At 63.9% G+C, this 26,019-nt stretch carries 21 protein-coding genes and 2 tRNA genes; 10 read left to right on the top strand and 13 right to left on the bottom strand.

The features are described from left to right. Positions 1 to 88: 88 nt before the first annotated feature. From moaA to KRZ98_RS03260, 3 genes are all read left to right on the top strand, one after another. Entirely contained in the window at positions 89 to 1,102 is a 1,014-nt protein-coding gene (moaA, locus tag KRZ98_RS03270) for a GTP 3',8-cyclase MoaA (RefSeq protein ID WP_217672205.1), read from the top strand. After that, positions 1,099 to 1,875, top strand: coding sequence for an NAD kinase (locus KRZ98_RS03265; protein WP_217672204.1), 777 nt, complete (start codon positions 1,099 to 1,101; stop codon positions 1,873 to 1,875). Before moaA ends, KRZ98_RS03265 begins: the two co-directional genes overlap by 4 nt. A 124-nt stretch (positions 1,876 to 1,999) precedes the next feature. Beyond that, a tRNA-Asn gene (locus KRZ98_RS03260) sits at positions 2,000 to 2,074 on the top strand. Between the two features lie 69 nt (positions 2,075 to 2,143). On the opposite strand, the gene KRZ98_RS03255 is transcribed toward KRZ98_RS03260, so the two are convergent. From KRZ98_RS03255 to dusB, 7 genes are all read right to left on the bottom strand, one after another. Beyond that, on the bottom strand, positions 2,144 to 3,088 hold the full coding sequence (locus KRZ98_RS03255) for a glutaminase (protein ID WP_217672203.1): 945 nt from the start codon (positions 3,086 to 3,088) through the stop codon (positions 2,144 to 2,146). Between the two features lie 129 nt (positions 3,089 to 3,217). Continuing rightward, a complete protein-coding gene (gene hfq / locus KRZ98_RS03250) occupies positions 3,218 to 3,700 on the bottom strand; it encodes an RNA chaperone Hfq (RefSeq protein ID WP_006960545.1) in 483 nt (160 codons plus the stop codon). A 155-nt stretch (positions 3,701 to 3,855) separates the two neighbouring features. Beyond that, on the bottom strand, positions 3,856 to 5,226 hold the full coding sequence (locus KRZ98_RS03245) for a sigma-54 dependent transcriptional regulator (RefSeq protein WP_006960543.1): 1,371 nt from the start codon (positions 5,224 to 5,226) through the stop codon (positions 3,856 to 3,858). Then, the gene (locus tag KRZ98_RS03240; RefSeq protein WP_217672202.1) at positions 5,216 to 7,471 is read right to left on the bottom strand and encodes an ATP-binding protein; all 2,256 of its coding nucleotides are present in this window, start codon (positions 7,469 to 7,471) and stop codon (positions 5,216 to 5,218) included. The genes KRZ98_RS03245 and KRZ98_RS03240 overlap by 11 nt, the downstream gene beginning before the upstream one ends. Before the next feature lie 109 nt (positions 7,472 to 7,580). Then, positions 7,581 to 9,026, bottom strand: coding sequence for a nitrogen regulation protein NR(I) (gene ntrC / locus KRZ98_RS03235; RefSeq protein ID WP_217672201.1), 1,446 nt, complete (start codon positions 9,024 to 9,026; stop codon positions 7,581 to 7,583). Continuing rightward, positions 9,026 to 10,135, bottom strand: coding sequence for a nitrogen regulation protein NR(II) (locus tag KRZ98_RS03230; protein ID WP_217672200.1), 1,110 nt, complete (start codon positions 10,133 to 10,135; stop codon positions 9,026 to 9,028). The genes ntrC and KRZ98_RS03230 overlap by 1 nt, the downstream gene beginning before the upstream one ends. Next, entirely contained in the window at positions 10,132 to 11,154 is a 1,023-nt protein-coding gene (gene dusB, locus KRZ98_RS03225; protein ID WP_217672199.1) for a tRNA dihydrouridine synthase DusB, read from the bottom strand. The genes KRZ98_RS03230 and dusB overlap by 4 nt, the downstream gene beginning before the upstream one ends. 98 nt (positions 11,155 to 11,252) lie before the next feature. Between dusB and KRZ98_RS03220 the strand changes: the two genes are divergently transcribed. Together KRZ98_RS03220 and KRZ98_RS03215 are read left to right on the top strand one after the other, a co-directional pair. Then, the gene (locus tag KRZ98_RS03220) at positions 11,253 to 12,440 is read left to right on the top strand and encodes a bifunctional 2-C-methyl-D-erythritol 4-phosphate cytidylyltransferase/2-C-methyl-D-erythritol 2,4-cyclodiphosphate synthase (protein ID WP_217672198.1); all 1,188 of its coding nucleotides are present in this window, start codon (positions 11,253 to 11,255) and stop codon (positions 12,438 to 12,440) included. A gap of 4 nt (positions 12,441 to 12,444) precedes the next feature. Beyond that, the gene (locus KRZ98_RS03215) at positions 12,445 to 12,963 is read left to right on the top strand and encodes a CinA family protein (protein WP_217672197.1); all 519 of its coding nucleotides are present in this window, start codon (positions 12,445 to 12,447) and stop codon (positions 12,961 to 12,963) included. Here the strand turns inward: KRZ98_RS03215 and KRZ98_RS03210 are convergent. Next, positions 12,909 to 13,385, bottom strand: a complete 477-nt coding sequence (locus KRZ98_RS03210; RefSeq protein ID WP_217672196.1) for a type II toxin-antitoxin system RatA family toxin — start codon at positions 13,383 to 13,385, stop codon at positions 12,909 to 12,911. The genes KRZ98_RS03215 and KRZ98_RS03210 overlap by 55 nt on opposite strands. Before the next feature lie 4 nt (positions 13,386 to 13,389). Continuing rightward, complete coding sequence (gene lipA / locus KRZ98_RS03205; RefSeq protein ID WP_217672195.1) at positions 13,390 to 14,385, bottom strand: lipoyl synthase; 996 nt, start codon at positions 14,383 to 14,385, stop codon at positions 13,390 to 13,392. A 38-nt stretch (positions 14,386 to 14,423) separates the two neighbouring features. Between lipA and KRZ98_RS03200 the strand changes: the two genes are divergently transcribed. Then, on the top strand, positions 14,424 to 15,062 hold the full coding sequence (locus tag KRZ98_RS03200) for a carbonic anhydrase (RefSeq protein WP_217672194.1): 639 nt from the start codon (positions 14,424 to 14,426) through the stop codon (positions 15,060 to 15,062). Positions 15,063 to 15,073: 11 nt separating this feature from the next. Then, positions 15,074 to 15,886 (top strand): NYN domain-containing protein, encoded by an 813-nt coding sequence (locus KRZ98_RS03195; protein ID WP_217672193.1) that lies wholly within the window; start codon positions 15,074 to 15,076, stop codon positions 15,884 to 15,886. A 326-nt stretch (positions 15,887 to 16,212) separates the two neighbouring features. Here KRZ98_RS03195 and ettA read toward each other — a convergent pair whose 3' ends face one another. Then, positions 16,213 to 17,898 carry an energy-dependent translational throttle protein EttA gene (gene ettA / locus KRZ98_RS03190; RefSeq protein WP_217672192.1) on the bottom strand — a complete coding sequence of 562 codons (1,686 nt, stop codon included), beginning with the start codon at positions 17,896 to 17,898 and terminating at the stop codon, positions 16,213 to 16,215. Positions 17,899 to 17,997: 99 nt separating this feature from the next. On the opposite strand from ettA, the gene KRZ98_RS03185 reads away from it, so the two are divergent. From KRZ98_RS03185 to KRZ98_RS03175, 3 genes are all read left to right on the top strand, one after another. Further along, entirely contained in the window at positions 17,998 to 19,371 is a 1,374-nt protein-coding gene (locus KRZ98_RS03185; protein WP_217672191.1) for a M20/M25/M40 family metallo-hydrolase, read from the top strand. A gap of 156 nt (positions 19,372 to 19,527) precedes the next feature. Further along, positions 19,528 to 19,731, top strand: coding sequence for a hypothetical protein (locus tag KRZ98_RS03180; RefSeq protein WP_119743806.1), 204 nt, complete (start codon positions 19,528 to 19,530; stop codon positions 19,729 to 19,731). Positions 19,732 to 19,993: 262 nt separating this feature from the next. Beyond that, positions 19,994 to 20,070, top strand: a tRNA-Pro gene (locus tag KRZ98_RS03175). A 14-nt stretch (positions 20,071 to 20,084) separates the two neighbouring features. Here KRZ98_RS03175 and KRZ98_RS03170 read toward each other — a convergent pair. The 3 genes from KRZ98_RS03170 to KRZ98_RS03160 are packed head-to-tail and all read right to left on the bottom strand — an operon-like array spanning position 20,085 to position 26,012. Beyond that, entirely contained in the window at positions 20,085 to 23,630 is a 3,546-nt protein-coding gene (locus KRZ98_RS03170; protein ID WP_217672190.1) for an error-prone DNA polymerase, read from the bottom strand. Then, a complete protein-coding gene (locus tag KRZ98_RS03165) occupies positions 23,627 to 25,258 on the bottom strand; it encodes a DNA polymerase Y family protein (RefSeq protein WP_254798079.1) in 1,632 nt (543 codons plus the stop codon). The genes KRZ98_RS03170 and KRZ98_RS03165 overlap by 4 nt, the downstream gene beginning before the upstream one ends. Continuing rightward, positions 25,143 to 26,012 carry an ImuA family protein gene (locus KRZ98_RS03160; protein ID WP_217672189.1) on the bottom strand — a complete coding sequence of 290 codons (870 nt, stop codon included), beginning with the start codon at positions 26,010 to 26,012 and terminating at the stop codon, positions 25,143 to 25,145. The genes KRZ98_RS03165 and KRZ98_RS03160 overlap by 116 nt, the downstream gene beginning before the upstream one ends. Positions 26,013 to 26,019 lie beyond the last annotated feature (7 nt).

The raw sequence follows: 26,019 nt of genomic DNA, 5'->3' as shown, positions 1-26,019 counted from the left end.
GCCTTAGCAGCAACGGGTTACCGACGTCTTGCCTATCCCGCAACCGGGGTGCTTGCGCGGGGCAGGTCCATCCCCTAGCTAAGGGGGCATGGCCATGGCGGAACCCTCACGCACGCAGATGACCGACGGCCTTGGCCGCCGGATCAGCTATTTGCGCATATCCGTCACGGACCGCTGTGACCTGCGCTGCCGCTATTGCATGGCGGAAAAGATGCAGTTCCTGCCCAAAAATCAGGTGCTGACGCTGGAGGAGATCGCGCTGCTGGGCGACCTGTTCGTGGCGCGCGGCATCAACAAGATCCGCCTGACCGGCGGCGAACCGCTAGTGCGCCGCGACATTGGCGATCTGGTGCGCCGGATCGGGCGGCATCTGGGCAATGGTCTGGACGAGCTGACGCTGACGACCAATGGTACCCGTTTGATCAATCATGCCGAGATGCTGGCCGATGCGGGCGTGCGGCGGATCAACGTGAGCCTCGACAGCCTGGACCCGGTACGTTTTGCCCATATCACCCGTGGCGGCGACATACAGGCGGTGTTCGGCGGGCTGAAAGCCGCGCAGGCGGCGGGGCTGGCGATCAAGATCAACATGGTGGCGCTGAAAGGTGTCAATGACGGTGAAATCCTGCCGATGCTGCGCTGGTGCGACGCGGAAGGCCTGGACCTGACGCTGATCGAGACGATGCCCTTGGGCGAAACAGGCGAGGACCGGACCGATCATTATCTGCCGCTGAGCCAGGTGGCTGACGATATTCGCGCGCATTATGCACTTACGCCTGTGTCCGACCGCACCGGTGGCCCCGCACGCTATCACAGCGTTGCGGGAATGACGGCGCGGCTTGGCCTCATTACCCCGCTCACCAATAATTTCTGCGCCGATTGCAACCGCATCCGCATGACGTGCGAGGGCAAGATTTTCATGTGCCTGGGCCATGAGGATCATGTCGATTTCAAGGCCGCACTGCGCGAAGGCGGGCTGGCTGCCGTCGAGCCGCTGATCGACCGCGCCCTGCGTTTGAAGCCTGCACGGCATGACTTCCGCATCGGGGCCGGTGAAACCGCGCCCGCAACCCGTCGTCATATGAGCGTCACAGGCGGATGAACGGCGAGGTTCGGCGCGCGCTGGTCGTGTCCCCTACCCAGGCAGCCAAGGCCGCCGAGGAACGGTTGCGCGCCACCTACGACTTCGTGCCGGTCGATCAGGCCGAAATGATCATCGCGCTGGGTGGCGACGGCTATATGCTCCAGACGCTCCATTCGATGCTGGAAGCGCGGCGGATCGTCCCGGTGTTCGGCATGAACCTGGGCACGGTCGGCTTCCTGATGAACGAATGGCGGCTGGAGCGGCTGGAGCAGCGGCTGGAAGCGGCCAAGATGTTCAAGGTCAATCCGCTGCGCATGATCGTCGATACGGTCGATGGCGAGCGTTTCTCCATCCCCGCCATCAACGAAGTGTCGCTGCTGCGCGAAACCCGCCAGACCGCCAAGCTGGAGGTGCAGGTCAATGGCCGCGTCGTCCTGCCCGAACTGGTGTGTGACGGCGTGCTGGTGGCAACGCCGGCGGGATCCACCGCCTATAATCTGTCGGCCCATGGGCCGATCCTGCCGCTAGGATCGGCGTTGGTCGCACTGACCCCGATCAGCCCGTTTCGTCCGCGTCGCTGGCGCGGAGCCATCCTGCCGGAAAACACAGTCATCCGCTTCACGGTGCTTGATCCGGTCAAGCGCCCGGTCAGCGCCGTGGCCGACCAGCGCGAAGTCCGCGACGTCGCCCAGGTGGAGATCAAGATTGACCGCGCAAGCCCACTGACCCTGTTGTTCGACCCCGAACATACACTGGACGACCGCATCGCGGCCGAACAATTCATCGCCTGAACGGGGGCTTTAACGGAGCCAAAGCCCGGCCTGACGGGGAGCCAAAAAAATGATCAGATTAGCGCTTGCCAATTCTTAAAAGCCGCTGCTATAGGCGCGGCCTGCCCGGCGGAAGTCGGGCTGCTCCCCGATAGCTCAGCGGTAGAGCATTCGACTGTTAATCGAATGGCCGTAGGTTCGAATCCTACTCGGGGAGCCAGATTTTCCTGCCAGCGCGGCGATACTGCCGCTCGCAGGAAAGGGCTCCAGACTTATCCGATAATATCCTTCAGTCGCCCTCGTCCGGCGGGCTGAACACCGACCAGCCGGTACGGCGGGCGAGCTCCTCCAGCGCCAGCGTGCCAAGGCAGCTATTGCCGCTGGCGTTCAGGCCCGGCGACCAGACCGCGATGGCAGCGCGGCCCGGCACGATCGCCAATATGCCCCCGCCCACGCCCGACTTGCCGGGGATGCCGACGCGGAAGGCGAAGTCGCCCGATGCGTCATAATGTCCGCAGGTGAGCATTAGCGCGTTGATGCGGCGCGCCCGGCGCGGAGAGATCACGCGCCCCCCGCCCGGATGCCGCCCGTCGAGCATCAGATAGCGTCCGGCCAGCGCCAGTTGCCGACAGCTCATCTCGATTGCGCATTGATGGAAGTAGCTGCCCAGCACCAGTTCGGCGGGGTGCCGCACATTGTTGAAGGCGCGCATATAGTTGGCGAGCGCCATGTTGCGAAAGCCCGTCGCGGTTTCCGACACGGCGACCGCTTCGTTGATGGTGATGCTGTCATCGCCAGCCAGATAGCGTACGAAGCGCAGCATCTCGCCAATGGCGACGCGCGGCTCATGCCCGCCCAGATTGACGTCGGCCACGACGATCGCGCCCGCATTGATGAAGGGATTGCGCGGGATGCCCTGCTCATGTTCAAGCTGGGTGATCGAATTGAACGCATTGCCCGACGGCTCGCGCCCCACCCGGTCCCACAACTGGTCGCCGACCTTGCCCAGCGCCAGGGTGAGCGCAAACACCTTGGACACCGACTGGATCGAAAAGCCGGTATCAGCGTCGCCCCCGGTCAGCACCCGGCCATCGGCGGTGACGATGGCGATGCCGAATTGCGCCGGGTCGACGGTCGCGAGTTCGGGGATATAGGTCGCGACCTGCCCGCGATCCTCCATCGACGCCATGGTGGCGGTAATGTCGGCTATGACAGCTGGAAGATCGAGACTCATGCCTTTGCCCTAACCCTGTTGCGCAAAGCCGAAAGGCCGCATCGAACGATCATACAAACTGCATGACGCCTCGATACGGCCTTTCCAAACGCTCAATTCAAAGGAGGCGGAAATAGGCTCCGGGCAGGATCAGTCGTCCTGTTCATTCTCGCCCGACAGGTCGAGCGAATGGAGCGGCTGGACCGTGGAAATGGCGTGCTTATAGACCAGCTGGACCATACCATCGCGTTCCAGCAACATGCAGAACAGGTCGAAGGCGGCGATTTCGCCCTGAAGCATCACGCCATTGACCAGGAACATCGTCACCGGGCTGCCCGATTTGCGGACGGCGGTCAGGAAGATTTCCTGCAACAGCTTGGCCTTGCCATTGCCGTCGCTCGCCTTGCGCAGGTCGGTCAGGTCCATCGACTGGGCGGGCATCACGGTGGAGATGGCGTGCTTATACACCAGCTGGGACTGGCCATCGCGGCGCAGCAGCACGGAAAAATTGTCGAACCAGGTGATGATGCCTTGCAGCTTCACGCCCTTGACCAGAAACATGGTCACCGGGGTCTTGCTCTTGCGCAGGCTGTTCAGGAAAATATCCTGAAGATTGTTCACTTTATCGGCCATGGTCTCTGCCGGTCCTTTATTCTTGGCGGGACGTTACCCGCTCTTGCACCCCTGGGCAGGGTGTCTTGCCTGCCCCCGCTTGTCGGGGGCAGAGATAATCGTATCGCAATTGCTAAGGGGCGTCCATGGGGAATGGAACGCCTCTGATCGCCTTCCTATTCCTTGCCGTCGGTGATCCCCAGCAGCTTGAGTTTGCGGTGCAATGCGGACCGTTCCATGCCGATGAAGGTCGCCGTGCGCGAAATATTGCCGGAAAACCGACGGATCTGGATGCGCAGATATTCCCGCTCGAAACTCTCCCGCGCCTCCCGTAGCGGCGCGCCCATGATGGCCGACTGGCCCATGCCTTCGCCGCCGCCGCTGCTGGTCAGTTCAGCGGGCAGCATGTCCAGTTCGATCCGGCCGATGCGATCACCCGGTGCCAAAATCATCGTGCGTTCGATGACATTGCGCAGTTGCCGGACATTACCGGGCCACTCATTGGCTTGCAGCGCCGCCATGGCGTCGCTCGCCATATCTGGCGGGGGCACACGGCGTTCAGCCGCGAAACGGGCGAGATAATGTTCGACCAGCGGCGGAATATCGTCGCGCCGTTCGGACAAGGGCGGAATGACCAGCGGCACGACGTTGAGGCGATAGAAAAGATCCTCGCGGAAGCGCCGTTCCTCAATCTCGGTCGACAGGTCGCGCGCGGTCGAGGAGATGACCCGGACATCGACCTTGACCTGGCGCTGGCCGCCGACGCGGGTGAAGCTCTGGTCGGTCAGGACGCGCAATATCTTGCCCTGCGTCGTGATCGGCATGTCGGCGACTTCGTCGATATAGAGGGTGCCGCCATGCGCCTGTTCCAGATAGCCGGGACGCACCAGACCGCTCTGATCCTCCAGACCGAACAGTTCCTCCTCGACCCGGTCCGGGTCCATGCGGGCGGCGGCGACGATGATGAAGGGAGAATCAGCGCGGCCGCTCCAGCTGTGGAGCATCCGCGCGGCGACTTCCTTGCCCACGCCCGCCGGGCCGGAAATAAGGACACGGCTGCCAGTCCCCGCAACCTTCTTGATCGTGGCGCGCACGCCATTGACCGCCGCCGATGTGCCGGTCAGCTCATCATCCTGCCCGAACCGGGCACGCAGCACCTGATTTTCGCGCCGCAACCGCTCCGTCTCGGTCGCGCGCGACACGAGGTGGATGAGCCGGTCGGCCTCGAACGGCTTTTCGATGAAGTCGGCGGCTCCCTTGCGGATCGCGGCGACGGCTGTGTCGATATTGCCATGGCCGGATATCATCAGCACGGGAATGGTCGGATCGCGCCGCTTGATCTCGTCCAGCAGCTCCAGGCCATCCATGCGCGATCCCTGCAACCACACGTCGAGCAGGACGAGCGAGGGACGGCGCGAATCCAGCGCCTCGATCGCGCTGTCGCTGTTGGCGGCGGTGCGGGTGGTGAAGCCCTCATCTTCCAGCACACCCGCGACCAGATCGCGAATATCCTCTTCATCGTCGACTATCAGAATATCAAGCGCCATTGGCCGTCACTTTTCCTTTGGGCATGGCAATAACCTGCCCTTCTTCCAATTTTTCCAGCGCCGCCGCAGCAAAACGCAATGTTACCGATGCGCCGCCACCCTGCGCGTCATCGAAGCGAATTTCCCCCAGATGCTCCTCGACAATCTTCTTGACGATGGCGAGGCCCAGACCCGTCCCCTTGGTCCGCGTCGTCATATAAGGTTCCAATATCCGGTCCCGTTCCGGGGGCAGGCCGATGCCGTCATCGCGCACGGTGATAACCAGATCGTCGCCCATCTGGGCAACCCGCATGGACACATGACCGCGCGCTTCGCCCTCTGCCGGTTCCGGCTTGGGTTCAATGGCTTCGACCGCATTTTTAACGATATTCGTCAAAGCCTGCCCCAATTGCCGCCGGTCACAGACCAGTTCCAGATCGGGGATGTCGGCGTGATAATCGAAGCGGATATCGGGATGCGCGACCTCATGCAGGAACAGCGCATGGCGGGCAATGTCGCCCACCGTCTCGCGCCTGAACACGGGCTTCGGCATCCGCGCGAAGGAGGAGAATTCATCGACGATGCGGCGCAGGTCGCCTACCTGCCGGACGATCGTGCCGGTCAGCCGGGTGAAGGTCGGCCGGTCGCTGGTGATTTCGTCGGCATAGCGGCGCTGGAGCCGTTCGGCGGCCAGTTGGATCGGGGTCAGCGGGTTCTTGATCTCATGCGCGATCCGGCGGGCGACATCGGACCAGGCGGCGCGGCGCTGATCCGACAGTTGCTGGGTGATATCATCGAAGGTCAGGATATGCCCCGACGCATCGTCCGACACCTTGACCGCCAACGTGCGCAGGTCGCCATGGGCGCGGACCTGCACGATGCCCGCGCTCTCATCCGATGCGATCAGATCCGCCAGTTCTGCGGATACGTCGGTCAGCAGGCGGCCGACCGGATCGTCGCCCTCCTCCACCAAAATGGCGGCGGCGGAGCGGTTGAGCAACTGGATCACGCCCTTGCGATCCACAGACAGGACGCCAGCCGTCACGCCCGACAGGATCGCCTCGATAAAGGCGCGGCGCTCGTCCAGCTGGCTGTTGGCGGCGACCAGCGCGCCGGTCTGCGCCTCCAGCCTTTGGGTCATGCGGTTGAAGGCGGAGGCGAGCGTGCCGATCTCGTCACGGGCGAGCGGACTGGTCACCCGCGCCGACAGGTCGCCCGCGGTGATCCGCCGCGCCGCCGTCACCAGTTCATTGACCGGGCGCACCATCCAGTCGGCCACGGCCAGCGCGATATAGACGGCGATGCCGACCAGCAGCAGCGATCCCACAAACAGGGCGATGTTGAAGCGGAGTTGCAACGCCCGCGATTGCGCCGAAAACACATCATAATCGGCGATCACCTTCTGCGCGCGCTCGACATTGCTGAACGCCCATGACCCCGAATCGCGTGTGGCGTAGAGATAGATTTTCGACCCCGGATACAGCAAAGTCACCGCCTCGATCTGCTGCGGCTTGGCCTGAACGACGACATTTTCGCCCGCGTTCAGCCGCTTGACCACAGCGGCGGTCAGCATTTGCGCGGCGGGGCGGTTTTCCGGGTCGACCGTGGCGGCAGTGCGGGCGACGCCATCCTTGCCGACTTCGATGATGGCAGATCGGTTAAGCTTGCGGGTCACGACCTGATAGATGAAGCCTTCGGCAAAGCGCGGGCTGTTGACCTTCGACTGGGCCAGATAGTCGCGCAGATCGCTGGCCATGGTGACGGTTTCGTCGCCAACCTCGCGCAGATTCTGCTCATAATAGCCGCGCGCCAGATCGCTGGCATTCTGGAGCATCCCGCGCGCGCTGTCGGAAAACCAGAACTGCACACCATATTGAAACAGCAGGGACGCGAAGATAACGACCAGCAGCATCGGCACGCTGGCGACGATCGAGAAGATCGCGACCAGCCGGACGTGCAACTGGCCATCGCTGCCAATGGCCGACGCCGCCGCACGGCGCTTGGCCACCCGCCGCCCCAAAAGCACCAGCAAGGCGATAGCAGGAACAAGGTTTGCAACCAGCAGGAGCGCGACGATCGGCGGGGTCAGCAGCGCGTAGGACTGGCCACTACTGGATACGAGCCGATAGGTCAGCACCGCCATGCCCACAAACAGCCCCAGCGTCAACGCTTCGACAAGGGCAGCCAGACGCCGTCGGCGCAGGAAAGGCGGCAGGTGCTTCCGCCATGCCGGCACTCGCCGGGAAATAGTAGTCGCGCCGCTCATAGTGGCTTTGTTACAACAACCCCGTGCCCGATCAAACACAGTATTTGTCGCATCTGCTGTTACTGGTCGATCCAGACCGTCGGTTCGTCCCGCGTAGCGCGGATCTCAATCAATCGGTCAGACGCAATTGCAGGGGGTCCAGGCCATAATCGGTCAGTTTCTTGCGCAACGTATTGCGGTTGATGCCGAGCAGCCCGGCGGCGCGGATCTGGTTGCCATCGACGGTGGCCAGCACCTCCTGCAACAGGATCGGCTCGATCACCGCCAGCAGATCGTCATGCAGGTTGCGGTTGGGCTGGCCGATGCCGATGCCCAATTGCCGCTTCGCCCAGTCACGTACGGCATGGGCTAATTGATCAGCGGGCGCGGCATAGTCCGCCGGGACCGCATCCATCGGCAGCATGTTACGCAGGATTTCGCCGGTGATGACATTTTCGCGGCTCAGCACGGCCAAGCGCTGCATCATATTCTGCAATTCACGGACATTGCCGGGCCAGTGATAGACCATCAGCAACTGGGTCGCGTCGTCCGCCAGCGTCTTGCGCGGCAGTCCTTCCTGTGCGGCGCGTTCCAGAAAATGACGGGCGAGCAGGATCACATCCTCCCGCCGTTCGCGCAGTGCGGGCAGGGCAATCGGCACGACATTCAGGCGATAATAGAGATCCTGCCGGAACCGGTTTTCCTCGATCAACTGGGGCAGATGCTTGTTGGTGGCGGCGATAATCCTGACATTGACCCGGACGGGTTTGGAGCCGCCCACGGTGGTGACTTCCCCCGATTGCAGCACCCGCAGCAGCCGGGTCTGCGCCTCCATCGGCATGTCGCCAATTTCGTCCAGGAACAGCGTGCCGCCCTGCGCCTGCTCGAATTTACCAGCAGTCCGAGCATGGGCTCCAGTGAAGGCGCCCTTTTCATAACCAAATAGTTCTGCTTCGATCAGTTCGCGCGGAATCGCCGCCATGTTAATCGCAACGAAGGGCTTGGTACGGCGCTGGCCCAGGCTGTGGATCGCTTCGGCCACCAGTTCCTTGCCCGTGCCGGATTCGCCCAGCACCAGGATCGACAGGTCGTTCGACAGCACGCGGGCGATGGTGCGATAGACTTCCTGCATCGCGGGCGATCGCCCAACGAGCGGCAGCCCGTCATGGGGCAGAGCACCCTCCTCCACCTCTCCATTCGCCGCAAGCCGGGTGCCCATCGCGTCGGATACGGCGCGGGTCAATTCGTTGAGGTCGAATGGCTTGGGCAGATATTCAAACGCGCCCTTTTCGGTCGCGCGGATCGCGGTGTTCAGCGTGTTCTGCGCCGACAATATGATGACGCTGAGCGCCGGGCGGGCGGCGATGATGTCGGCCACCCCCTCCAGCCCATCGCCGTCAGGCAGCATGACGTCGGTGATCAGCACATCGGGGGTAAAACTGTCCATCAGCGCGGCGCGCTCCCGGATCGACCCGGCGGTCTTGACCTTATGCCCCTGCCGCCGCAGCGCTTCGCCCACCACCACGCAGATGGCGGGATCATCATCAACCACCAGCACGGTCCCTGTCGCGGCCATCAACCCATCCCCATCGGCAGCAATATGCGGAAGGTGGATTCGCCCGCCTCCGCATCGCGCGCATATTGTACAAATCCGTTCATGTCGCGGACCAGCTTGTCCACCAGCGCCAGCCCCAGCCCCTGCCCGTCGCGCTTGCCGGTGATGAAGGGGTTGAAGAGATGGTCCAGAATATGCTCCGGCACGCCCGGCCCATTGTCGACCACGACGATTTCGATTGGCAGCACCGCGCTGCCCTTGCCACCGCCGACCATGACCGACACACCATGGCGGAAAGCGGTTTCGACGCGGATGCGGGGCTTGGCGACATGCTCCAGCGCCTCCGCCGCATTTTTGAGCAGGTTGATCATCACCTGCACCAGCGCATCTTCATTGATGATGGCAAATGGCAAGGATGGATCATAACGCTTTATAATACGGATATGTTTGGCAAAACCCGCCGCAGCAATGTCGGCCGCCCGGTCGATCAGCGGATAGATATTGCCGGGGTGGCATTCCAGCGTCCGGTCGGTGGTAAAATCCTGCATCCGGTCGATCAGCGCGGCGATGCGATCGACTTCGTTACAGATCAACTGGGTCAGCGCGGCGTCGCGCCCGCCCTGCCCGCCTTCCAGCAGTTGCGCCGCGCCGCGTATGCCCGACAACGGATTCTTGATCTCATGCGCCAATATCGCCGCCGCGCCCATCGCGGAGCGCGCGCCGCCCGACGTGCCGCGATGACCAATCTTGCGCGCCTGGCTCTGCGCATGGAGCGACACGACGCGCCAGCCATCATGATCGACGATCGGCGCGATCATCAGGTCGACCTCCATTTCGGCGGTGCGCCCGGCATGGACCTTGATATCATAGGCGGCGATCGGCTTCTGGCTGTGCCAGATGTCGAAGCGCGCGCCCGCCTCTGCGATACGGATGGTGCGCGCGACATCGCTGCCGACGATGGCGGACCGGGCCATGTTCAGCAGGGTTTCGGCCTTAACATTGGCTTCGGCAATGCTGTTGTCGGGCCGAACCACCAAAGTCGCCACCGGCAGCGCGGTCATCTGTTCGGCCAGCGATGGTCCGTCCTGCTGCATCCGTAGCGGCGGCACCAGCGGCAGCGTGCCGCTCATGCCGCCTGGCGCGCGTCCACCGGCTCCGCCTCGCCCGCAATCAGCGGTTCGTAGAAGCGCGCCAGCATATCCAGCACCTTGTCAGCATCCGGCTCCTGATTGACCGCATGGCGGAACTCGGCCGATCCGGTCAGGCCCTTGGTGTACCAGCCGATATGCTTGCGGGCCATATTGACCCCTGTATAATTATCATAATGATCGAGCATTGCGTTATAATGCTCTATGATCACGTTATATTGTTCTTCCAGCGACGGGTCCGGCACGCGCTCGCCCCGGTCCAGCCAGGCCATGACCTGACTGATCAGCCAAGGACGGCCATAAGCACCACGCCCGATCATCACCCCGTCCGCACCGCTCTGTTCCAGCGCCATATCAGCGTCCTCGATCGAGCAGATGTCGCCATTGGCGATGACCGGCAGCTTGACCGCATCCTTGACCGAGCGGATGAAGCCCCAGTCCGCCGACCCCTTATACATCTGGCATCGGGTGCGGCCATGAACGGTGATCAGCTTCGCGCCCAGATCCTCGGCAATATGCGCCAGTTCCGGCGCATTGAGGCTACTATGGTCCCAGCCCATCCGCATCTTGACGGTGACAGGCACATCCACCGCCTCGACCGTCGCCTTGATCAGCGCAGCGGCCAGCGGCAGGTCACGCATCAGCGCGCTGCCCGCGTCACCATTGACCACCTTCTTGACCGGGCAGCCCATATTGATGTCGATGATCGCCGCGCCGCGATCAGCATTCAGCTTAGCCGCATCGGCCATTTCGGCGGGCGAACAACCTGCCAGCTGCATCGACACCGGTTCTTCCAGCGGATGCCAAGCGGCCTTTTGCAGCGACTGGCGCGTTTCGCGGATCATCGCGGCGGTCGCGATCATCTCTGTCACGTTGAGGCCGCAGCCATAGCGGCGCACCAGCGTACGGAACGGCATGTCAGTGACGCCGGTCATCGGCGCCAGCACGACGGGCATGTCGATCGTCAGCGGACCGATGGAAATGGGGGAAAGCCTGCGCATGATACTCGAACGATACTGCCTAAAAAACAGGCAGCCCATAGCGGTTATTGGCCTGCGGGGCAAGCGAAGGGGTCTGGCGGGGGTCCGCTCAAGCGTCTATGCCCCGCGCCATGACTGATAACAGGCACAGGACCGTAGCCCTGCTGGTCGCCGCTGGCACCGGCAGCCGCGCGGGCGGCGACATTCCCAAGCAGTTCCGCACCGTTGGCGGCACGGCGGTGATTGCCCATGCGGTGGACGCTCTGGCGGCGCATGAGGGCATTGACGCAATCCATCTGGTCATCGGTGTCGGGCAGGAGGCGCAGGTGCGCGCGCTGTTGGGTGATCGCGCGATTGCCGGGGTGACGCGGGGCGCGGACAGTCGGCGCAGATCGGTGCGCGCGGGGCTGGAGGCGATTGCGGCGGCGGGTGGCGCCGACCGGGTGCTGATCCATGATGCGGCGCGGCCCTTCCTGCCGGGTGCGGTGGTGGACCGGTTGCTGGCAGCGTTGGACGGTGCGCAGGGCGCGATCCCGGTGGTGCCGGTCGCCGACACGCTAGTGCGCGGTGCGGACGGAGCGATGGGCGAAGGCGTGGCGCGCGACGGGCTGTTCCGGGTGCAGACGCCGCAGGCCTTCCGCTTCGATACGATCCTGGCGGCGCATCGTGGCTGGGACGAGGGCCGCGAAGCGACGGACGATGCGCAGATTTTGAAAGGCTGGGGCCATGACGTCATCTTGGTTGCAGGCGACGAGGGACTGGAAAAATTGACCTATCCACAGGATTTTGCCCGCGCCGAGGCTAGGCTGGCGAGCGCCCGCACGGTGCGCGTCGGCATGGGCTATGACGTCCATCGCCTCGCCCCGGATGAGGAATTATGGCTGGGCGGCGTGCTGGTCCCTCATGATCGTGGCCTCGCAGGGCATAGCGATGCCGACGTGGCGCTCCACGCGATCGTCGATGCGCTGCTGGGGGCACTGGCGGAGGGCGACATTGGCAGCCATTTCCCACCATCCGACCCGCAATGGCGTGGCGCTTCGTCCGACCGGTTCCTGGCCTATGCCGGTGACCGGGTTGCGGCGCGCGGCGGCACGATCGACCATATTGACCTGACCATCATCTGCGAAGCGCCCAAGATCGGCCCGCATCGTGACGCCATGCGGGCGCGCATCGCAGAGATACTGAACATGCCGATCGACCGGGTCAGCGTGAAGGCAACCACCACCGAGCGACTGGGCTTTGCCGGGCGGCGCGAAGGTATTGCGGCACAAGCGGTTGCCACCCTCTCCCTTCCCGCGCTATCCTGATCCCATGCCAGACAGCATCCTCCCCACCATCCTGGTCGAACTTGCCGACCGGGTCATCATCGCCAATCGCCGCGCCGGGCGGACCATCGCCGTCGCCGAAAGCTGCACCGGGGGGCTGGTGTCCGCCGCGCTCACCGAAATCGCGGGCTCATCCGACGTGTTCGAGGCCGGATTCGTTACCTATTCCAATGATATGAAAGCGGAACTTCTGAAGGTTTCGCATGATGTGCTGGAAACCTTCGGCGCAGTATCCATCGCCACGGCCTGGGCCATGGCGCAGGGTGCGCTGCTCAAAAGCCATGCCCATGTCGCTGTCGCCATCACCGGGATCGCCGGGCCAGGTGGCGGCACCGAGCAGAAGCCGGTCGGCACCGTCGTGTTCGCCCGCGCCGAACGCGGAGCCAGCCCCGACAAGATCGTCGCGGACATGCGGCATTTCGACAATGACGGCCGGGGCGGCGTGCGGCTTCAGGCGGCGCTCTGCGCGCTCGAACTGCTGCTGCCCGACTCGCCCGGCGCATAAAGCTGCCCAGCGCGGGTTTCGAACGCGCCGATCATCTTGCGCAGCGCCTTGTCGAACATCTGGCCCGCCAGCATCTCGAACAGGCGATTTTTGAAGGCGAATTCGACCTCGAAATCCACCAGCACCCCCCCCTGCCCGTCATCGCGGAAGCGCCATTCATTGTGCAGATGCTTCAAAGGGCCGTCGAGATAATCGACCCGGACATGGTCGGGTCGATGCTTGTGGACGCGGGACGTGAAGCTTTCCTTGATCCCCTTGAACCCCACGATCATGTCGGCGACCATTTCCGTGTCGCTGTTCGACCGCACCCGGATCGCGCTGATCCAGGGCAAAAATTCGGGGTAGCGCGCGACATCCGCCACCAGATCGAACATCTGGGTCGGGCTGTAGGGCAGATGCCGGGTCTCTTCATGCCGGTGCATGGATTTACCGGGCAGCCTTGGCCAGCTTCGCCTCACGCGCGGCGCGCATTTCGGCGAAATCCGCGCCCGCATGATAGCTCGACCGAGTGAGCGGACTGGACGCCACTTGCAGGAAGCCCTTGGCCCGCGCAATCGCGGCATAGGCGTTGAACGCGGCAGGCGTGACGAACTCGATCACCTTGGCGTGCTTGGGCGTGGGCTGGAGATATTGGCCCATGGTGAGAAAATCGATGTCGGCCGACCGCATGTCATCCATCACCTGATGCACTTCCAGCCGCTCCTCACCCAGCCCCAGCATGATGCCGGATTTGGTGAAGATGGATGGGTCGAGCCGCTTGACCGACTCCAGCAACCGTAGCGAGGCATAGTAGCGCGCGCCGGGGCGGATGGTGGGGTAGAGACGGGGCACAGTCTCCAGATTATGATTATAGACGTCGGGGCGCGCGGTGACGATCATCTCGACCGCGCGTTCATGCTTGTTGCGGAAGTCCGGCGTCAGAATTTCGATCGTCGTATTGGGTGTGGTGCGGCGCAGCGCCTCGATCACCTTGACGAATTGCGACGCACCGCCATCGGGCAGATCGTCACGATCGACCGAGGTGATGACGATATGTTCAAGCCCCATTTCAGCGCAGGCATCGGCCAGATTCTGCGGCTCGTTGACATCGACCTTGCGCGGCATCCCGGTCTTGACGTTGCAAAAGGCACAGGCCCGCGTGCAGACATCGCCCAGGATCATCACCGTGGCGTGCTTCTTGGTCCAGCATTCGCCGATATTCGGGCAGGCCGCTTCCTCGCACACCGTGTTCAGCCCCTTGTCGCGCATCAGCTTGCGCGTCTCATGATAGGCAGGGCTGGTCGGTGCCTTGACGCGAATCCAGTCGGGTTTGCGCGCGCGCTCCGGCTTGACAGGGTCACCGGGCAGGGGGATCGGGGCGATTGCGTTCATCCGCCCCAGATAGCGATCCAGCGCACCAGTTGCCAGTCCCCATATCGCCATACTTGCCAGCATCCTTATTGTGCGGCACAGACCGGCGCATGGCTGATTTTTCCAATATGATCGAAGGCTATCGCCGCTTCCGCCAAACCGGCTGGACCCAGCAGCGGGCGCGATGGGACGAACTGAACGAAGGGCAAAGCCCCAGGGTTATGATCATCGCCTGTTCCGACAGCCGGGTCGATCCCGCGCAGATCTTCGACACCAACCCCGGCGAGATTTTCGTCGTCCGCAATGTCGCTGCATTGGTGCCGCCATTCGAGACAACGCCGGGTCATCATGGCGTATCGGCGGCGCTGGAATTTGCCGTGCAGGTGCTACAGGTCAGCGAAATCATCGTCATGGGCCATGGCAAATGCGGAGGTTGCAAGGCGGCGCTCAGTCATGATCTGAAGGATGCCGAACCGGGCGAAGGCGGTTTCATCCATAGTTGGATCGAACTGCTGGACCCCGCGCGCGACACGGTGATTGCCCGCTATGGCGACGATCGCAGCCGGGACGTCGAACGGGCGATGGAGCAGGAAAGCGTCAAGGTGAGCCTGGCCAACCTGCGTACCTTCCCCTGTGTCCGGTCGAAGGAACGCAAGGGCGAGTTGAAACTGATCGGCGCATTCTTTGCCATTTCCGACGGCCAACTGCATGTCATGGATGAGCAGAGCGGCATTTTCACGCCTGCCTGAAAGGACATAGCATGACGTCACTGGACGCGCCGAGCGGCAATATCGCCCTGCTGATCGATGCCGACAATGCGTCGGCCGCCCATTTCGACCCGGTGATGACCGTGCTGGCGGAGCTGGGTACGGTCAATATCCGCCGCGCCTATGGCAATTGGAGCAAGACGTCGCTCAAGACCTGGGCTGCGCTGTCGATCGCGCAGGCGATCGAACCGCAGCAGCAGTTCGACCTGACCAAGGGCAAGAACGCGACCGACATGAAGATGACGATCGACGCCATGGACCTGATGGCGAGCGGGCGGGTCAGCGGCTTTGGACTGATGTCGAGCGACAGCGATTTCACCCCGCTCGTCACCCGCATCCGGCAGCAGGGCATCCCGGTCTATGGCTTTGGCCGAATGAATTCGCCGGAGGGTTTCCGCCGCGCCTGTACCCGCTTCATCGACGTGGTGGCGCTGGCAGCGGCCGAAGAGCCGATCGCCAGCAAGGCGCCAGCCCCGGCGCGCGCGCCCAAAGCTGACGAAGCAAAAACCGCGCCCGCAAAAGCCGCGCCTCCTGCGGCTGCGTCTGCTCCAGCACCCGCCTCCGTCGTCAAGAAAGCCGTGGATGCCGAAGTCATCAAGCTGCTGATCGACGCCTATGATTCGGTCAAACGCGACGAGCGCGGCTTTGTCCGGCTGGGGTCGGTGGGCCAATTGGCGGGCAACCGCTCCAGCTTCGACGTGCGCAACTATGGCTATAAGCGGCTGTCCGACCTGGTGCAGGCCATCCCCAACTTCATCACCGAATCGCGCGAAGGCGGTCAGGTGTGGATCAAGCGGGTGAATTAATGTTGGGGGTAGTGCGACCGCGCGCGCCTCTGATCACCGTTCCGACTGAGCTTGTCGAAGCCTTGTCCTTCTTCAAGAAATGCGCCCCTTCGACAAGCTCAGGGCGAACGGAAGAATGAGATGCGGAGATATTATGCTCCTGCGATCCACGCCTCTCTGCGCAACTTGCATAAAAAAAGGGCCGATCCTGTGAAGGACCGGCCTGTAAAGTCTAGGAGAGGATGCCTGAAAGGCACCGCCCTTTTCAAATATTAGCGCTAATATCGCAAGTGCGAAATGCTGCCGGGCAGTTGCAACTTTTGCAACCGCCCGGCTGTGGCGTCAGATTAGCGGGTCAGCTTCTTGTAGGCCAGTCGCGTCGGGCGATCGGCTGCATCGCCCAGGCGGCGGCGCTTATCTTCCTCATAAGCCTCGAAATTCCCCTCGAACCATTCGACATGGCTGTCGCCTTCGAAGGCAAGGATATGGGTGGCGAGGCGATCGAGGAAGAAGCGGTCATGGCTGATGACCACGGCGCAGCCCGCGAAATTTTCGATCGCTTCTTCCAGCGCGCCCAGCGTTTCGACGTCCAGATCGTTGGTCGGTTCGTCGAGCAGCAGCACGTTGCCGCCCTTTTTCAGCATCTTGGCGATATGGACGCGGTTGCGTTCGCCGCCCGACAGCTTGCCGACATTCTTCTGCTGGTCCTGCCCCTTGAAGTTGAAGGCGCCAACATAGGCCCGCGTCGACATGTCATGGCCGTTGACCTTCACATAATCGAGGCCATCGGACACTTCTTCCCAGACATTCTTGCTATCGTCCAGATGATCGCGGCTCTGGTCGACAAAGCCCAGGCGCACGGTCGTGCCGATGTCGATCTCGCCCGAATCGGGCTTTTCCTGGCCGGTGATCAGCTTGAACAGGGTCGATTTACCCGCACCGTTCGGGCCGATGACGCCGACGATGCCGCCCGGTGGCAGCAGGAAGGACAGATCCTCGAACAGCAGCTTGTCGCCAAAGGCCTTGCTGATGTTCTTGAACTCGATGACCTTGCCACCCAACCGCTCCGGCACCTGGATGACGATCTGCGCCTTGCCGGGTGAGCGATTGTTCTGGCCAGCGACCAGTTCCTCAAACTTCTTGATACGCGCCTTGGACTTGGTCTGGCGGCCCTTGGTCCCGGCCCGGATCCATTCCAGCTCGTCATTGATCGCCTTCTGGCGGCCGGACGCCTCCCGGTCCTCCTGCTCCAGACGCTTGGCCTTCTTCTCCAGATAGGTGGAGTAATTGCCTTCGTAAGGGAAATATTTGCCGCGATCGAGTTCGAGGATCCAGCCCACGACATTGTCGAGGAAATAGCGGTCATGGGTGATCATCAGGACCGACCCGGCATATTCCTTGAGATGATTTTCCAGCCAGGTGACGCTTTCGGCATCCAGATGGTTGGTCGGTTCGTCGAGCAGCAATATGTCGGGCTTCTGGATCAGCAACCGGGTCAGCGCGATGCGGCGCTTTTCACCACCCGACAGATTTTCCACCGACCAGTCGGACGGCGGGCAACGCAGTGCCTCCATCGCGATTTCCAGCTGATTGTCGAGCGTCCAGCCATCGACCGCGTCGATCTGCTCCTGCAACGTGCCCATTTCCTCCATCAGCGCGTCGAAATCGACGTCCTCCGGCGGATCGGCCATGATCATGCTGATTTCGTTGAAGCGATCCATCTTGTCCGCGGTCTCGCGCGCGCCGTCCTTGACATTTTCCAGCACGGTCTTGGTCGGGTCGAGCTGCGGCTCCTGCGCCAGATAGCCGACCGTGATATTCTCGCCCGGCCAGGCTTCGCCGGTGAAATCGGTGTCGATACCGGCCATGATCTTGATCAGGGTCGATTTACCCGCACCGTTCGGGCCGACGATGCCGATCTTGGACCCGCGATAAAATTGCAGGTTGATGTTGCTCAGCACCGGCTTGGCAGCGCCGGGGAAGCTCTTGGTCATGTTCTTCATGACATAGGCATATTGCGAGGAGGCGGACATGTTCGGGCAGCTCCAACGGTAGGATAAGAGGATTTGGCGCGGAGTTAGCGGAGGCGGGACGCATTGGCAAATGGGCGATGGCTCGCTACGCTCTCACCCATGCAGAAAATCCGATCGGGCACGCTTGCCGCCCTCCTCCTTGGCAGCCTCCTCACCCCCGCCCTCTCCCATGCCGCCCTGGTAGACAGCGCCTCGATTCGCGACGCCGCGCTCAAGGATGATGTCGCATGGGACTTCACCGAAGGGTTGACCACCGAAGTCGGCCCGCGTCCGGCCGGCACGCCGCAGGAAGCGCGCGCGCGCGACTGGGCGGTGGCAAAGCTCAAGGCGCTGGGGTTCAGCAATGTGCGCGCCGAACCCTATACAATGCCGGTATGGGTGCGCGGTCGGGATGAGGCGAAAATCCTCTCCCCCTTCCCGCAAAATCTGGTGCTGGCGGCGCTGGGTAATAGCGGATCGACCCCGGACAAGGGGATAGAGGGCGAAGTCGTCTATTTCCCGACCATCGCCGATCTGGAAGCCGCGCCAGCCGCCAGCGTGAAGGGCAAGATCGCCTTCGTCAGCCACGATATGGCAGCGACGCAGGACGGCTCTTCCTACGGCTATTTCGGCGCGGCGCGGCGGCAGGGACCGAGCATCGCATCGAAAAAGGGCGCGATCGCCATATTGATCCGCTCGATCGGCACGGACCATCACCGCCTGCCACATACCGGGGTGCAGATGTGGGCCGATGGCGTGACCCCGATTCCCGCTGCCGCGCTTTCGGTCCCCGATGCCGAGCAACTGGCGCGGGTGATCACGCGCGGACAGCCGGTAAAGCTGCACCTGACGCTGACGTCCAAAATGCTCAAGGACCAGCCATCGGGCAATGTCATCGCGGAGATTCCGGGCACTGATCCTGGCGCTGGCATTGTCGTGGCGGCCTGCCATCTCGACAGCTGGGACCAGGGCACCGGCGCGATTGACGACGCGACTGGCTGCGGCATCGCGGCGGCAGCGGCGTTGCAGGTCGCCAAGGCGGGCCAGCCCCGCCGCACCATCCGCGTGCTGATGGCGGGCGCAGAAGAAGTCGGCGGCGACGGCGCGCGCGCCTATTATAAGGCGCATGGCGCGGAGAAACATGCGCTCGCGATCGAGTCGGATTTTGGTGCCGACCGCGTCTGGCGTGTCGATTTCAAGTTGCCGCAGGGGCATGAGGCGCTTGCCTCGCGCATCGCAGCGGCCCTTGCGCCGCTGGGCATCGGGGCCAGCAAGCAGGAAGCGGGCGGTGGGGCCGACATCGCGCCGCTGGTCAAAGCCGGCGTGCCGGTGATCGACCTGCAACAGGATGGCACCCGCTATTTTGACCTGCATCACACGCCCGACGATACGCTGGACAAGGTCGATCCGACGCAGTTGCGACAGAATGTTGCCGCCTGGGCCGTAACGCTGAACCTGATCGCCCATGCATCAGAAACATTGGGCGTTAACTGAACTTTTATAGTAGACAACGCCCTGTCGCGTGATTCCTTCGTTTCACCGGCGCAGAAAAGCATTGATTTGTGCAACGCACACGTTAATGCGGGTCGCTCGCGTAGGGTCACATCGTAACGTGCCTGACGCGGCATAATGCTATGGGAGCCGTACACAATGAAGAAGATCGCTGCTGTTTTCGCTTCGGCCAGCCTGATGGCCCTCGCCGCTTGCGGTGAGAAGCCGGCCAACGAAACCGCGAACGCTTCGAACGCCGTCGTGGAAAACGTTGTTGAAAACGCCGTGAACGCTGCTGAAAATGCAACGAACGCTGCTGACAACGCCGCGAACGCTGCGAACAACGCTGCGAACGCGATGTAATCTTCGCATTAGCGAGATTTCCGAAGGGCGGGCCGTATCCACGGCCCGCCCTTTTTGTTTGTGCCCACACATTGCCCCCGCCCGGAACATCCGCGCCGCTCCATCAGTTGATTCTGAACCGCAGCAGGAGAAAATATCATGGGCAAGGGACTGTTATTATGGCTGATCGGCGTGCCGATCCCCATCATTCTGCTACTTTGGCTCTTCTTTCACTGATCGCCGATTGACGGGACGCGCGATAGGCCGCTAAGGCGCGAGGCGTCGGGGAGTAGCGCAGTCTGGTAGCGCGCCTGCTTTGGGAGCAGGATGTCGCAGGTTCGAATCCTGTCTCCCCGACCACTTCACAAAAACCGCTAATGAAAATCGCGTGATCCGGGTAATATCCGCACATTGCGCGGATGACCGTGGGTGCGCAACCGCGACATGACGGGGTGAACAGCCTTGTCGCCAGGGCCCGCCTCGATCACGGTAGCATGATCCTCCGACAGGCGGTCGAGTTCAGCGGTGCGATCTACGATGCGGTCGGCCATCAGGTGCAGCACATCGACCGGCCCCTCCCGCACCCGCTGCACCACGCCATGCGCCTCCATCAGCCGCGCAGCCATGATCGGCAGGCGATAGCGGTCCAGCATCCTGGCCCAGAGCAGGATATTGACGATGCCGGTCTCATCCTCCAGCGTCGCGAAGATCGCATTGCCCTTGCCGGGGCGCTGCCGCACCAGCACCACACCCGCCACTTTGGCCCGTGTGCCATTTTTCACGCCGTTCATCTGCTCGCTGGTCAACAGCCCTTCGGCCGCGAAAACCGGGCGCAGGAAGGTCATGGGATGCTGTTTGAGCGACAGGCGGGTCAATTGATAATCCGCCGCCACCGCTTCGGACAAGGGCATGGGCGGCAGCGCGGCGTCGGCTTCTTCCTCCAATTCACGCGCACGGGCGGCGGCGAATAGCGGCAGTTCGCCTGCTGGCATCCGCCGCACATCCCACGCCGCGTCGCGCCGTTCGCGCCCGGTCGAGCGGCAGGCATCGGCATCGGCCAGCAGATGCAGCGCGCGGGCAGGCAGCCGAACGCGCCGCCCCAGTTCCTCGATCGTGGCGAAGGGACCGGACGCCGCGCGTTCCGCCGCAATCGCTTCCCCCCATGCCTCGCGAAACCCGTCAATCTGGCGAAAGCCCAGCCGCATCGCGAACGCGCCGTCCTGCCGGTGGTGTGGGACGATGTCACCCCAGCGGCGATTGGCCGGGGTCCAGTGCTTGCCTGCATCGGGATCGTCCGCCGTAATCGGCTCCAGCCCATTGTCCCAGCCGCTGGCATTGACGTCGATGCCGCGCACCATGACGCCATGCTCGATCGCGTCGCGCACGATCTGCGCCGGGGCGTAGAAGCCCATCGGCTGTGCATTGAGCAAGGCAGCGGCGAACACGGCGGGCTGATAGCATTTCAGCCAGGCCGAAACATAGACCAGTCGAGCAAAGGAGATAGCGTGGCTTTCGGGGAAGCCATAGCTGCCAAAGCCCTTGATCTGGTCATAGCAGCGCTGGGCAAAGGCTCGCTCATAGCCGCGCCGCACCATGCCGCCGACCATCTGCTCCTCAAACTCGCCGATCGTGCCGACATTGCGGAACGTCGCCATCGCCCGGCGCAACTGATTGGCACGCGCAGGCGAAAATTCGGCCGCCGTAATCGCCAGATTCATCGCCTGTTCCTGAAACAGGGGGACGCCATAAGTGTGGCCCAGCACGCCAAGCAATTCGTCGGCGGGATAGGGCGGTGAAGGCGAAGGAAAGGACCAGCTTTTGGGCTTGCCGTCGCGCGCCTCGGCCCGGCGAGCGAGATAGGGGTGGACCATATCCCCCTCGATCGGGCCGGGCCGCACGATCGCCACCTGCACCGCCAGATCATAAAATTTGCGCGGGCGCAGGCGGGGCAGCATGTTGATCTGGGCGCGGCTTTCCACCTGAAACACGCCCACACTGTCGCCCCGGCACAGCATGTCATAGACCGGCGCTTCCTCCCCCGGCACCGACGCCAGCGTCATGTCGCCCAGGCCATGATCGCGCATCAGCGCAAACCCCTTGCGGATGCAGCTGAGCATCCCCAGCGCCAGTATATCGACCTTCATCAGGCCCAACGCGTCGATATCATCCTTGTCCCATTCCAGAAATGTGCGGTCCGCCATCGCCGCATGGTGGATCGGCACCGTCTCATCCAGCCGGTCCTGCGTCAGCACGAATCCGCCGACATGCTGCGATAGATGGCGCGGAAAAGTCAGCAGCCGATCGACCAGTTCCTTCAACTGCATGACCAGCGGATTGCCCACGTCCAGCCCGGCATCGCGAAAGCGCCTTTCCTCCATCCCGCTGGCATGGCTGCCCCATACGGTGCTGCCGATCCGCGCGGTCACATCCTCCGACAGGCCCAGCACCTTGCCGACCTCCCGCACTGTGCTGCGCGGGCGATAATGGATCACGGTCGCGGCGATGGCGGCGCGCTCGCGACCATAGCGCGCATAGATATGCTGGATCACCTCCTCGCGCCGCTCATGCTCGAAATCGACATCGATATCGGGCGGCTCGTCGCGATCCTCCGAAATGAAGCGGGAGAAGAGCAGATTATGCTTGGTCGGGTCGACCGAGGTGATGCCCAGATAATAGCAGACTGCCGAGTTGGCCGCCGACCCCCGCCCCTGACACAGGATCGGCGGATCGAGGCTGCGGGCGAACTGCACCGCTTCATAGACGGTCAGGAAATAATAGGCATAGTTGCGGCTGCGGATCAGCGCGAACTCCGTCGCCAGCATCGCATGGACCTTATCCGGCACGCCACCGGGATAGGCCTCGCCCGCCAGCCGCAGCACTTCATGCTCCAGCCAGTCCTGCGCCGCCCACCCCTCCGGCACCGGTTCATGGGGATATTCATATTTGAGGTCCGACAGATCGAACGCGATCCGGTCCAGCACATCGTGCCATGCGCCCACTGCCTGCGGCCAGTCGCGGAACAATCGCGCCATTTCGCGCGCAGGTTTCAGGTGCCGCTCGGCATTGGCCTCCAGCCGTCGTCCCGCCTCACGCAGGGTCACGCCATGGCGGATGCAGGTGACGACATCGTGCAGCGGCCGATCTTCCGGCATCGCATAGAGCGCGTCACAGGTGGCGAGCAAAGGCAGCCCCAGCCGCCCGGCCATCGCCGCCAGCCGGGCGAGGCGGCGGCGGTCCGGCCCGGCGCGCGGCATGGTAACCCCGATCCACATCCCGCCCGGCATCAGCTGCGCCAATGTCGCCAGCAACGCTTCGTCCGCCTCCCCCGCCATGACGATCAGGACCATGTCCTGCGCATGGTCGATCAGGTCGGACAGGCGCAGGTCGCAATCGCCCTTTTGCACCGTCTCCTTGAGATTGCCGACGCTCAGCAGCCGGGTCAGCCGTCCCCAGCCATGGCGGTTGATGGGGTAGGCAATAATGTCCGGCGTCCCATCGGCAAAGCAGAGCCGCGCGCCAGTGACGAGACGGAAAGCCTGCGCCAGCGACAGTGCCTGCGCCGCAAGATGGCGGCGTTCAGCAGCCGACTGCGCGGTTTCACCAGTGCGGATGCCCTGATCCTCGGCATCCTCGGCCAGCATCTTGCGCACCGATTTAAGCGCACTCCACGCCCGCACCACCCCGGCGACCGTATTGCGATCGGCAATGCCGATGCCCGCATGGCCCAGCGCCAGCGCCTGCCCCACCATATCGGCCGGGTGGGACGCGCCGCGCAGGAAACTATAATTGGTCGCCGCCACCAGTTCGGCAAAATCCGGCGCAGGTGATGGCGCTGCCGGTCGCCGCGCCCGCAGCGCCGCATCCAGGGCGACGGGCCGCCGCCCCTCCCCCTCCGGTCCCGGATCACGCCCCCGGCTCATGCGAACAGGCCGTGCATGTACCAGCGCGGCATGGGCTTGTCCGGCTCGAAGAAGCCCAGCCGGAAGATCCAGAAACGGCGGCCGCGCCGATCCTCCACCCGGTAATAGTCGCGAATATGGTCCGGCGCGTCACCCAGCAGATAGCGGATGTCGATCTCGCCCGAATCGCTGCCGGGCCGGGGCAGTTCGATCGAGACGGGTCGCCTGCGCCACCATTCCCCGGCGATCCGCTCCGGCCCCTCGAACCGGGCGACTTCGTGCAGCGCCCGCCGCCAGCGGAAGCGACGGGGCGGGCCGTCGGGGACTTCGGCACCCAGCACCTCGATCGGCTGGGGCGGATCGAACAGATGGATGGGGCGCAGCGGCGGCTCGCCCGTCTGCGGCGTCGCCCACAGGTCGGACGGCGGCGCATCGAGCGCGGGCAGCGCAAATTCGGCCTGTTCGGGCATATGGCTGTCGCGCGCGCCAAAGCGGCGGACGCGGTTGCGCCCCAGCCGGGTGCTCAATCGCTCGACCAGCGCAGTCACCGCCGCCTCGCCCGTAGCCCCGCCCTCCAGCCGCAATTGCGATGCGCCCAGCGGCTCGGTCAGCGGCACGTTCAGGCGCAGCAGGTCGAAACCGAAACCGGGGTCGATCGGATCGTTGAGGCTGTCGATCCGTTCCCGGATCAACCGCATCAGCGCCGGGACATCGCGCATCGGCGCACCGGTTTCCACGGTCAGCCGACGCACCAGCCCGTCGCTGCGGAAAAACAGCGCCTCGAACCGGCGACCGCCATGGCCCCTCTGTTCCAATATCTCTGCCGCCTCGCCCGCCAGTTCGGCCAGGATCGTCATCATGGTTTCGGTGCGGGCGACCGGTTCGGCAAAGCGCCGCTCGACGCCCAGCGGCGGGACGACCCGGCGCGGGGTCAGCGCACTGTCCGCCTCCCCCACGATCCGGCGGATCGCCATCACCGCGCCCGCGCCGAAACGGGCGGCGATGGACGACATTGGCCGACGCGCGACATCGCCGACGGTTTTCAGCCCCGCGCGGCGCAGCGCCAGCGTCGCCTCTTCATCCAGTTCCAGCGCGGCGACAGGCAGGCGGCGGATCGCGCTATCTTCATCGCACGCCGCCCCCGCCACATAGCGCGCCAGCGCCCGCGCCCCCTCCGGCGTCCCGGCAAAGGCCAGCCGCACCGCCACGCCCAGCCGCGCCAGCCGCCGTTCCAGATCAGCCGCCAACCCCGCCTCGCCACCAAAGAGATGGTCGCAACCGCTGGTGTCGAGGATCAGCCCGTCGGGCGGATCGAGCGCCACGGTCGGCGTGTAACGGGTGCAGCCATCGGCCAGCCGCTCCAGCCAGTCCTGATCCTCATGCGGCACATGGTCGAACAGGTCGAGGTCCGGCACGCGGGCGCGGGCGTCCGCCATCGACAGGCCGGGCGACAGGCCCAGCGCCGCCGCGGCCTCATCCACCGCCGCCAGTCGCAGCGCGCCGCGGACCTTCTCGACAAAAACGCGGGGCCGTTCATCCTGCCCGGCGCACAAATGGGGCCGGGTCAGGCGCAACCGCTCCGCCGGGAGCCAGGGGAAGAACAGGGCGAGATAGCGGCGATGCCGGGGTGCCGGCGTCGCGATCGTCATGCTCTCCGCCTCCCCCAACTCTTCCATCAGCGCCTCGTCCATCTGTGGCAGGACGTCTGAAACATAGTCGGTCACGGTCCCACTCCATGCGCCATGGCCCGGCCGGGGGACCGGCGCGCCGGCGCAGCAATTCGATTTGAAACAAGGATGCGCCCGGCGCGTCCGCCTCCAGCGCGATCGAGGGCGAAGCGCTGACCCGCCAGCGTGTATCGGCGGCGCTCGGCGCAGTATCGGCGGCGATCCGCAGCAGGAACAGGGTGACGCCCGATGCTTCGGCGGCCAGCATCAGGCGGCGGCTGGCGGTCAGGTCCAGCCCGCGCATCGCGCCCCATCCTTCGACCAGCACCGCCCCCAGCCCGGCGCAGCGCGCTGCCTCTGCCGCTGCATGGAGCAAAGCCGCATCATCGGGGGCCAGTACCAGCAGCATATTGGCTGGGTCGATGCCCAGTTCGACGAGGCCGGTGGCGTGCAGCTGCCCGACCCGCTTCTGCATCGCTTCGGTGCGCAACCACAGGAAAGGCCGCCCCTCCCCCGCCCGCAGGCTAAACAGAGCAGCAACGCCCGCGCCGCTGCTGGCATCCTCCGCATCGGCGAAGAGTTCATGCAGCCGCCCGCGCGCCAGCCCGCCACCCAACGCCGCGTCCACCCCGTCATGCCCCAGCGCGAACAGCGCCGCAGGCGCGGTCGCGCGGCGCGGCTCCAGCTGTTGCAGGCTCTCCCTCAACCGGGCAAGAACAGGGGACGAATCGTGCATATGTTCA

Origin of the sequence: Sphingobium sp. AS12, from assembly GCF_019097845.1 — a bacterium.
Taxonomy (GTDB): Bacteria; Pseudomonadota; Alphaproteobacteria; order Sphingomonadales; family Sphingomonadaceae; genus Sphingobium.
Note: the sequence above shows the minus strand (reverse complement) of the source record. Positions and strands in the feature narration are given on the sequence as shown.

Bases quoted from the DNA above. Each gene is read 5' to 3' on its own strand.
- moaA (WP_217672205.1), top strand. From the start codon at position 89: ATGGCCATGGCGGAACCCTCACGCACGCAGATGACCGACGGCCTTGGC.
- KRZ98_RS03265 (WP_217672204.1), top strand. From the start codon at position 1,099: ATGAACGGCGAGGTTCGGCGCGCGCTGGTCGTGTCCCCTACCCAGGCA.
- KRZ98_RS03255 (WP_217672203.1), bottom strand. From the start codon at position 3,088: ATGAGTCTCGATCTTCCAGCTGTCATAGCCGACATTACCGCCACCATG.
- hfq (WP_006960545.1), bottom strand. From the start codon at position 3,700: ATGGCCGATAAAGTGAACAATCTTCAGGATATTTTCCTGAACAGCCTG.
- KRZ98_RS03245 (WP_006960543.1), bottom strand. From the start codon at position 5,226: ATGGCGCTTGATATTCTGATAGTCGACGATGAAGAGGATATTCGCGAT.
- KRZ98_RS03240 (WP_217672202.1), bottom strand. From the start codon at position 7,471: ATGAGCGGCGCGACTACTATTTCCCGGCGAGTGCCGGCATGGCGGAAG.
- ntrC (WP_217672201.1), bottom strand. From the start codon at position 9,026: ATGGCCGCGACAGGGACCGTGCTGGTGGTTGATGATGATCCCGCCATC.
- KRZ98_RS03230 (WP_217672200.1), bottom strand. From the start codon at position 10,135: ATGAGCGGCACGCTGCCGCTGGTGCCGCCGCTACGGATGCAGCAGGAC.
- dusB (WP_217672199.1), bottom strand. From the start codon at position 11,154: ATGCGCAGGCTTTCCCCCATTTCCATCGGTCCGCTGACGATCGACATG.
- KRZ98_RS03220 (WP_217672198.1), top strand. From the start codon at position 11,253: ATGCCCCGCGCCATGACTGATAACAGGCACAGGACCGTAGCCCTGCTG.
- KRZ98_RS03215 (WP_217672197.1), top strand. From the start codon at position 12,445: ATGCCAGACAGCATCCTCCCCACCATCCTGGTCGAACTTGCCGACCGG.
- KRZ98_RS03210 (WP_217672196.1), bottom strand. From the start codon at position 13,385: ATGCACCGGCATGAAGAGACCCGGCATCTGCCCTACAGCCCGACCCAG.
- lipA (WP_217672195.1), bottom strand. From the start codon at position 14,385: ATGGCGATATGGGGACTGGCAACTGGTGCGCTGGATCGCTATCTGGGG.
- KRZ98_RS03200 (WP_217672194.1), top strand. From the start codon at position 14,424: ATGGCTGATTTTTCCAATATGATCGAAGGCTATCGCCGCTTCCGCCAA.
- KRZ98_RS03195 (WP_217672193.1), top strand. From the start codon at position 15,074: ATGACGTCACTGGACGCGCCGAGCGGCAATATCGCCCTGCTGATCGAT.
- ettA (WP_217672192.1), bottom strand. From the start codon at position 17,898: ATGTCCGCCTCCTCGCAATATGCCTATGTCATGAAGAACATGACCAAG.
- KRZ98_RS03185 (WP_217672191.1), top strand. From the start codon at position 17,998: ATGCAGAAAATCCGATCGGGCACGCTTGCCGCCCTCCTCCTTGGCAGC.
- KRZ98_RS03180 (WP_119743806.1), top strand. From the start codon at position 19,528: ATGAAGAAGATCGCTGCTGTTTTCGCTTCGGCCAGCCTGATGGCCCTC.
- KRZ98_RS03170 (WP_217672190.1), bottom strand. From the start codon at position 23,630: ATGAGCCGGGGGCGTGATCCGGGACCGGAGGGGGAGGGGCGGCGGCCC.
- KRZ98_RS03165 (WP_254798079.1), bottom strand. From the start codon at position 25,258: ATGACGATCGCGACGCCGGCACCCCGGCATCGCCGCTATCTCGCCCTG.
- KRZ98_RS03160 (WP_217672189.1), bottom strand. From the start codon at position 26,012: ATGCACGATTCGTCCCCTGTTCTTGCCCGGTTGAGGGAGAGCCTGCAA.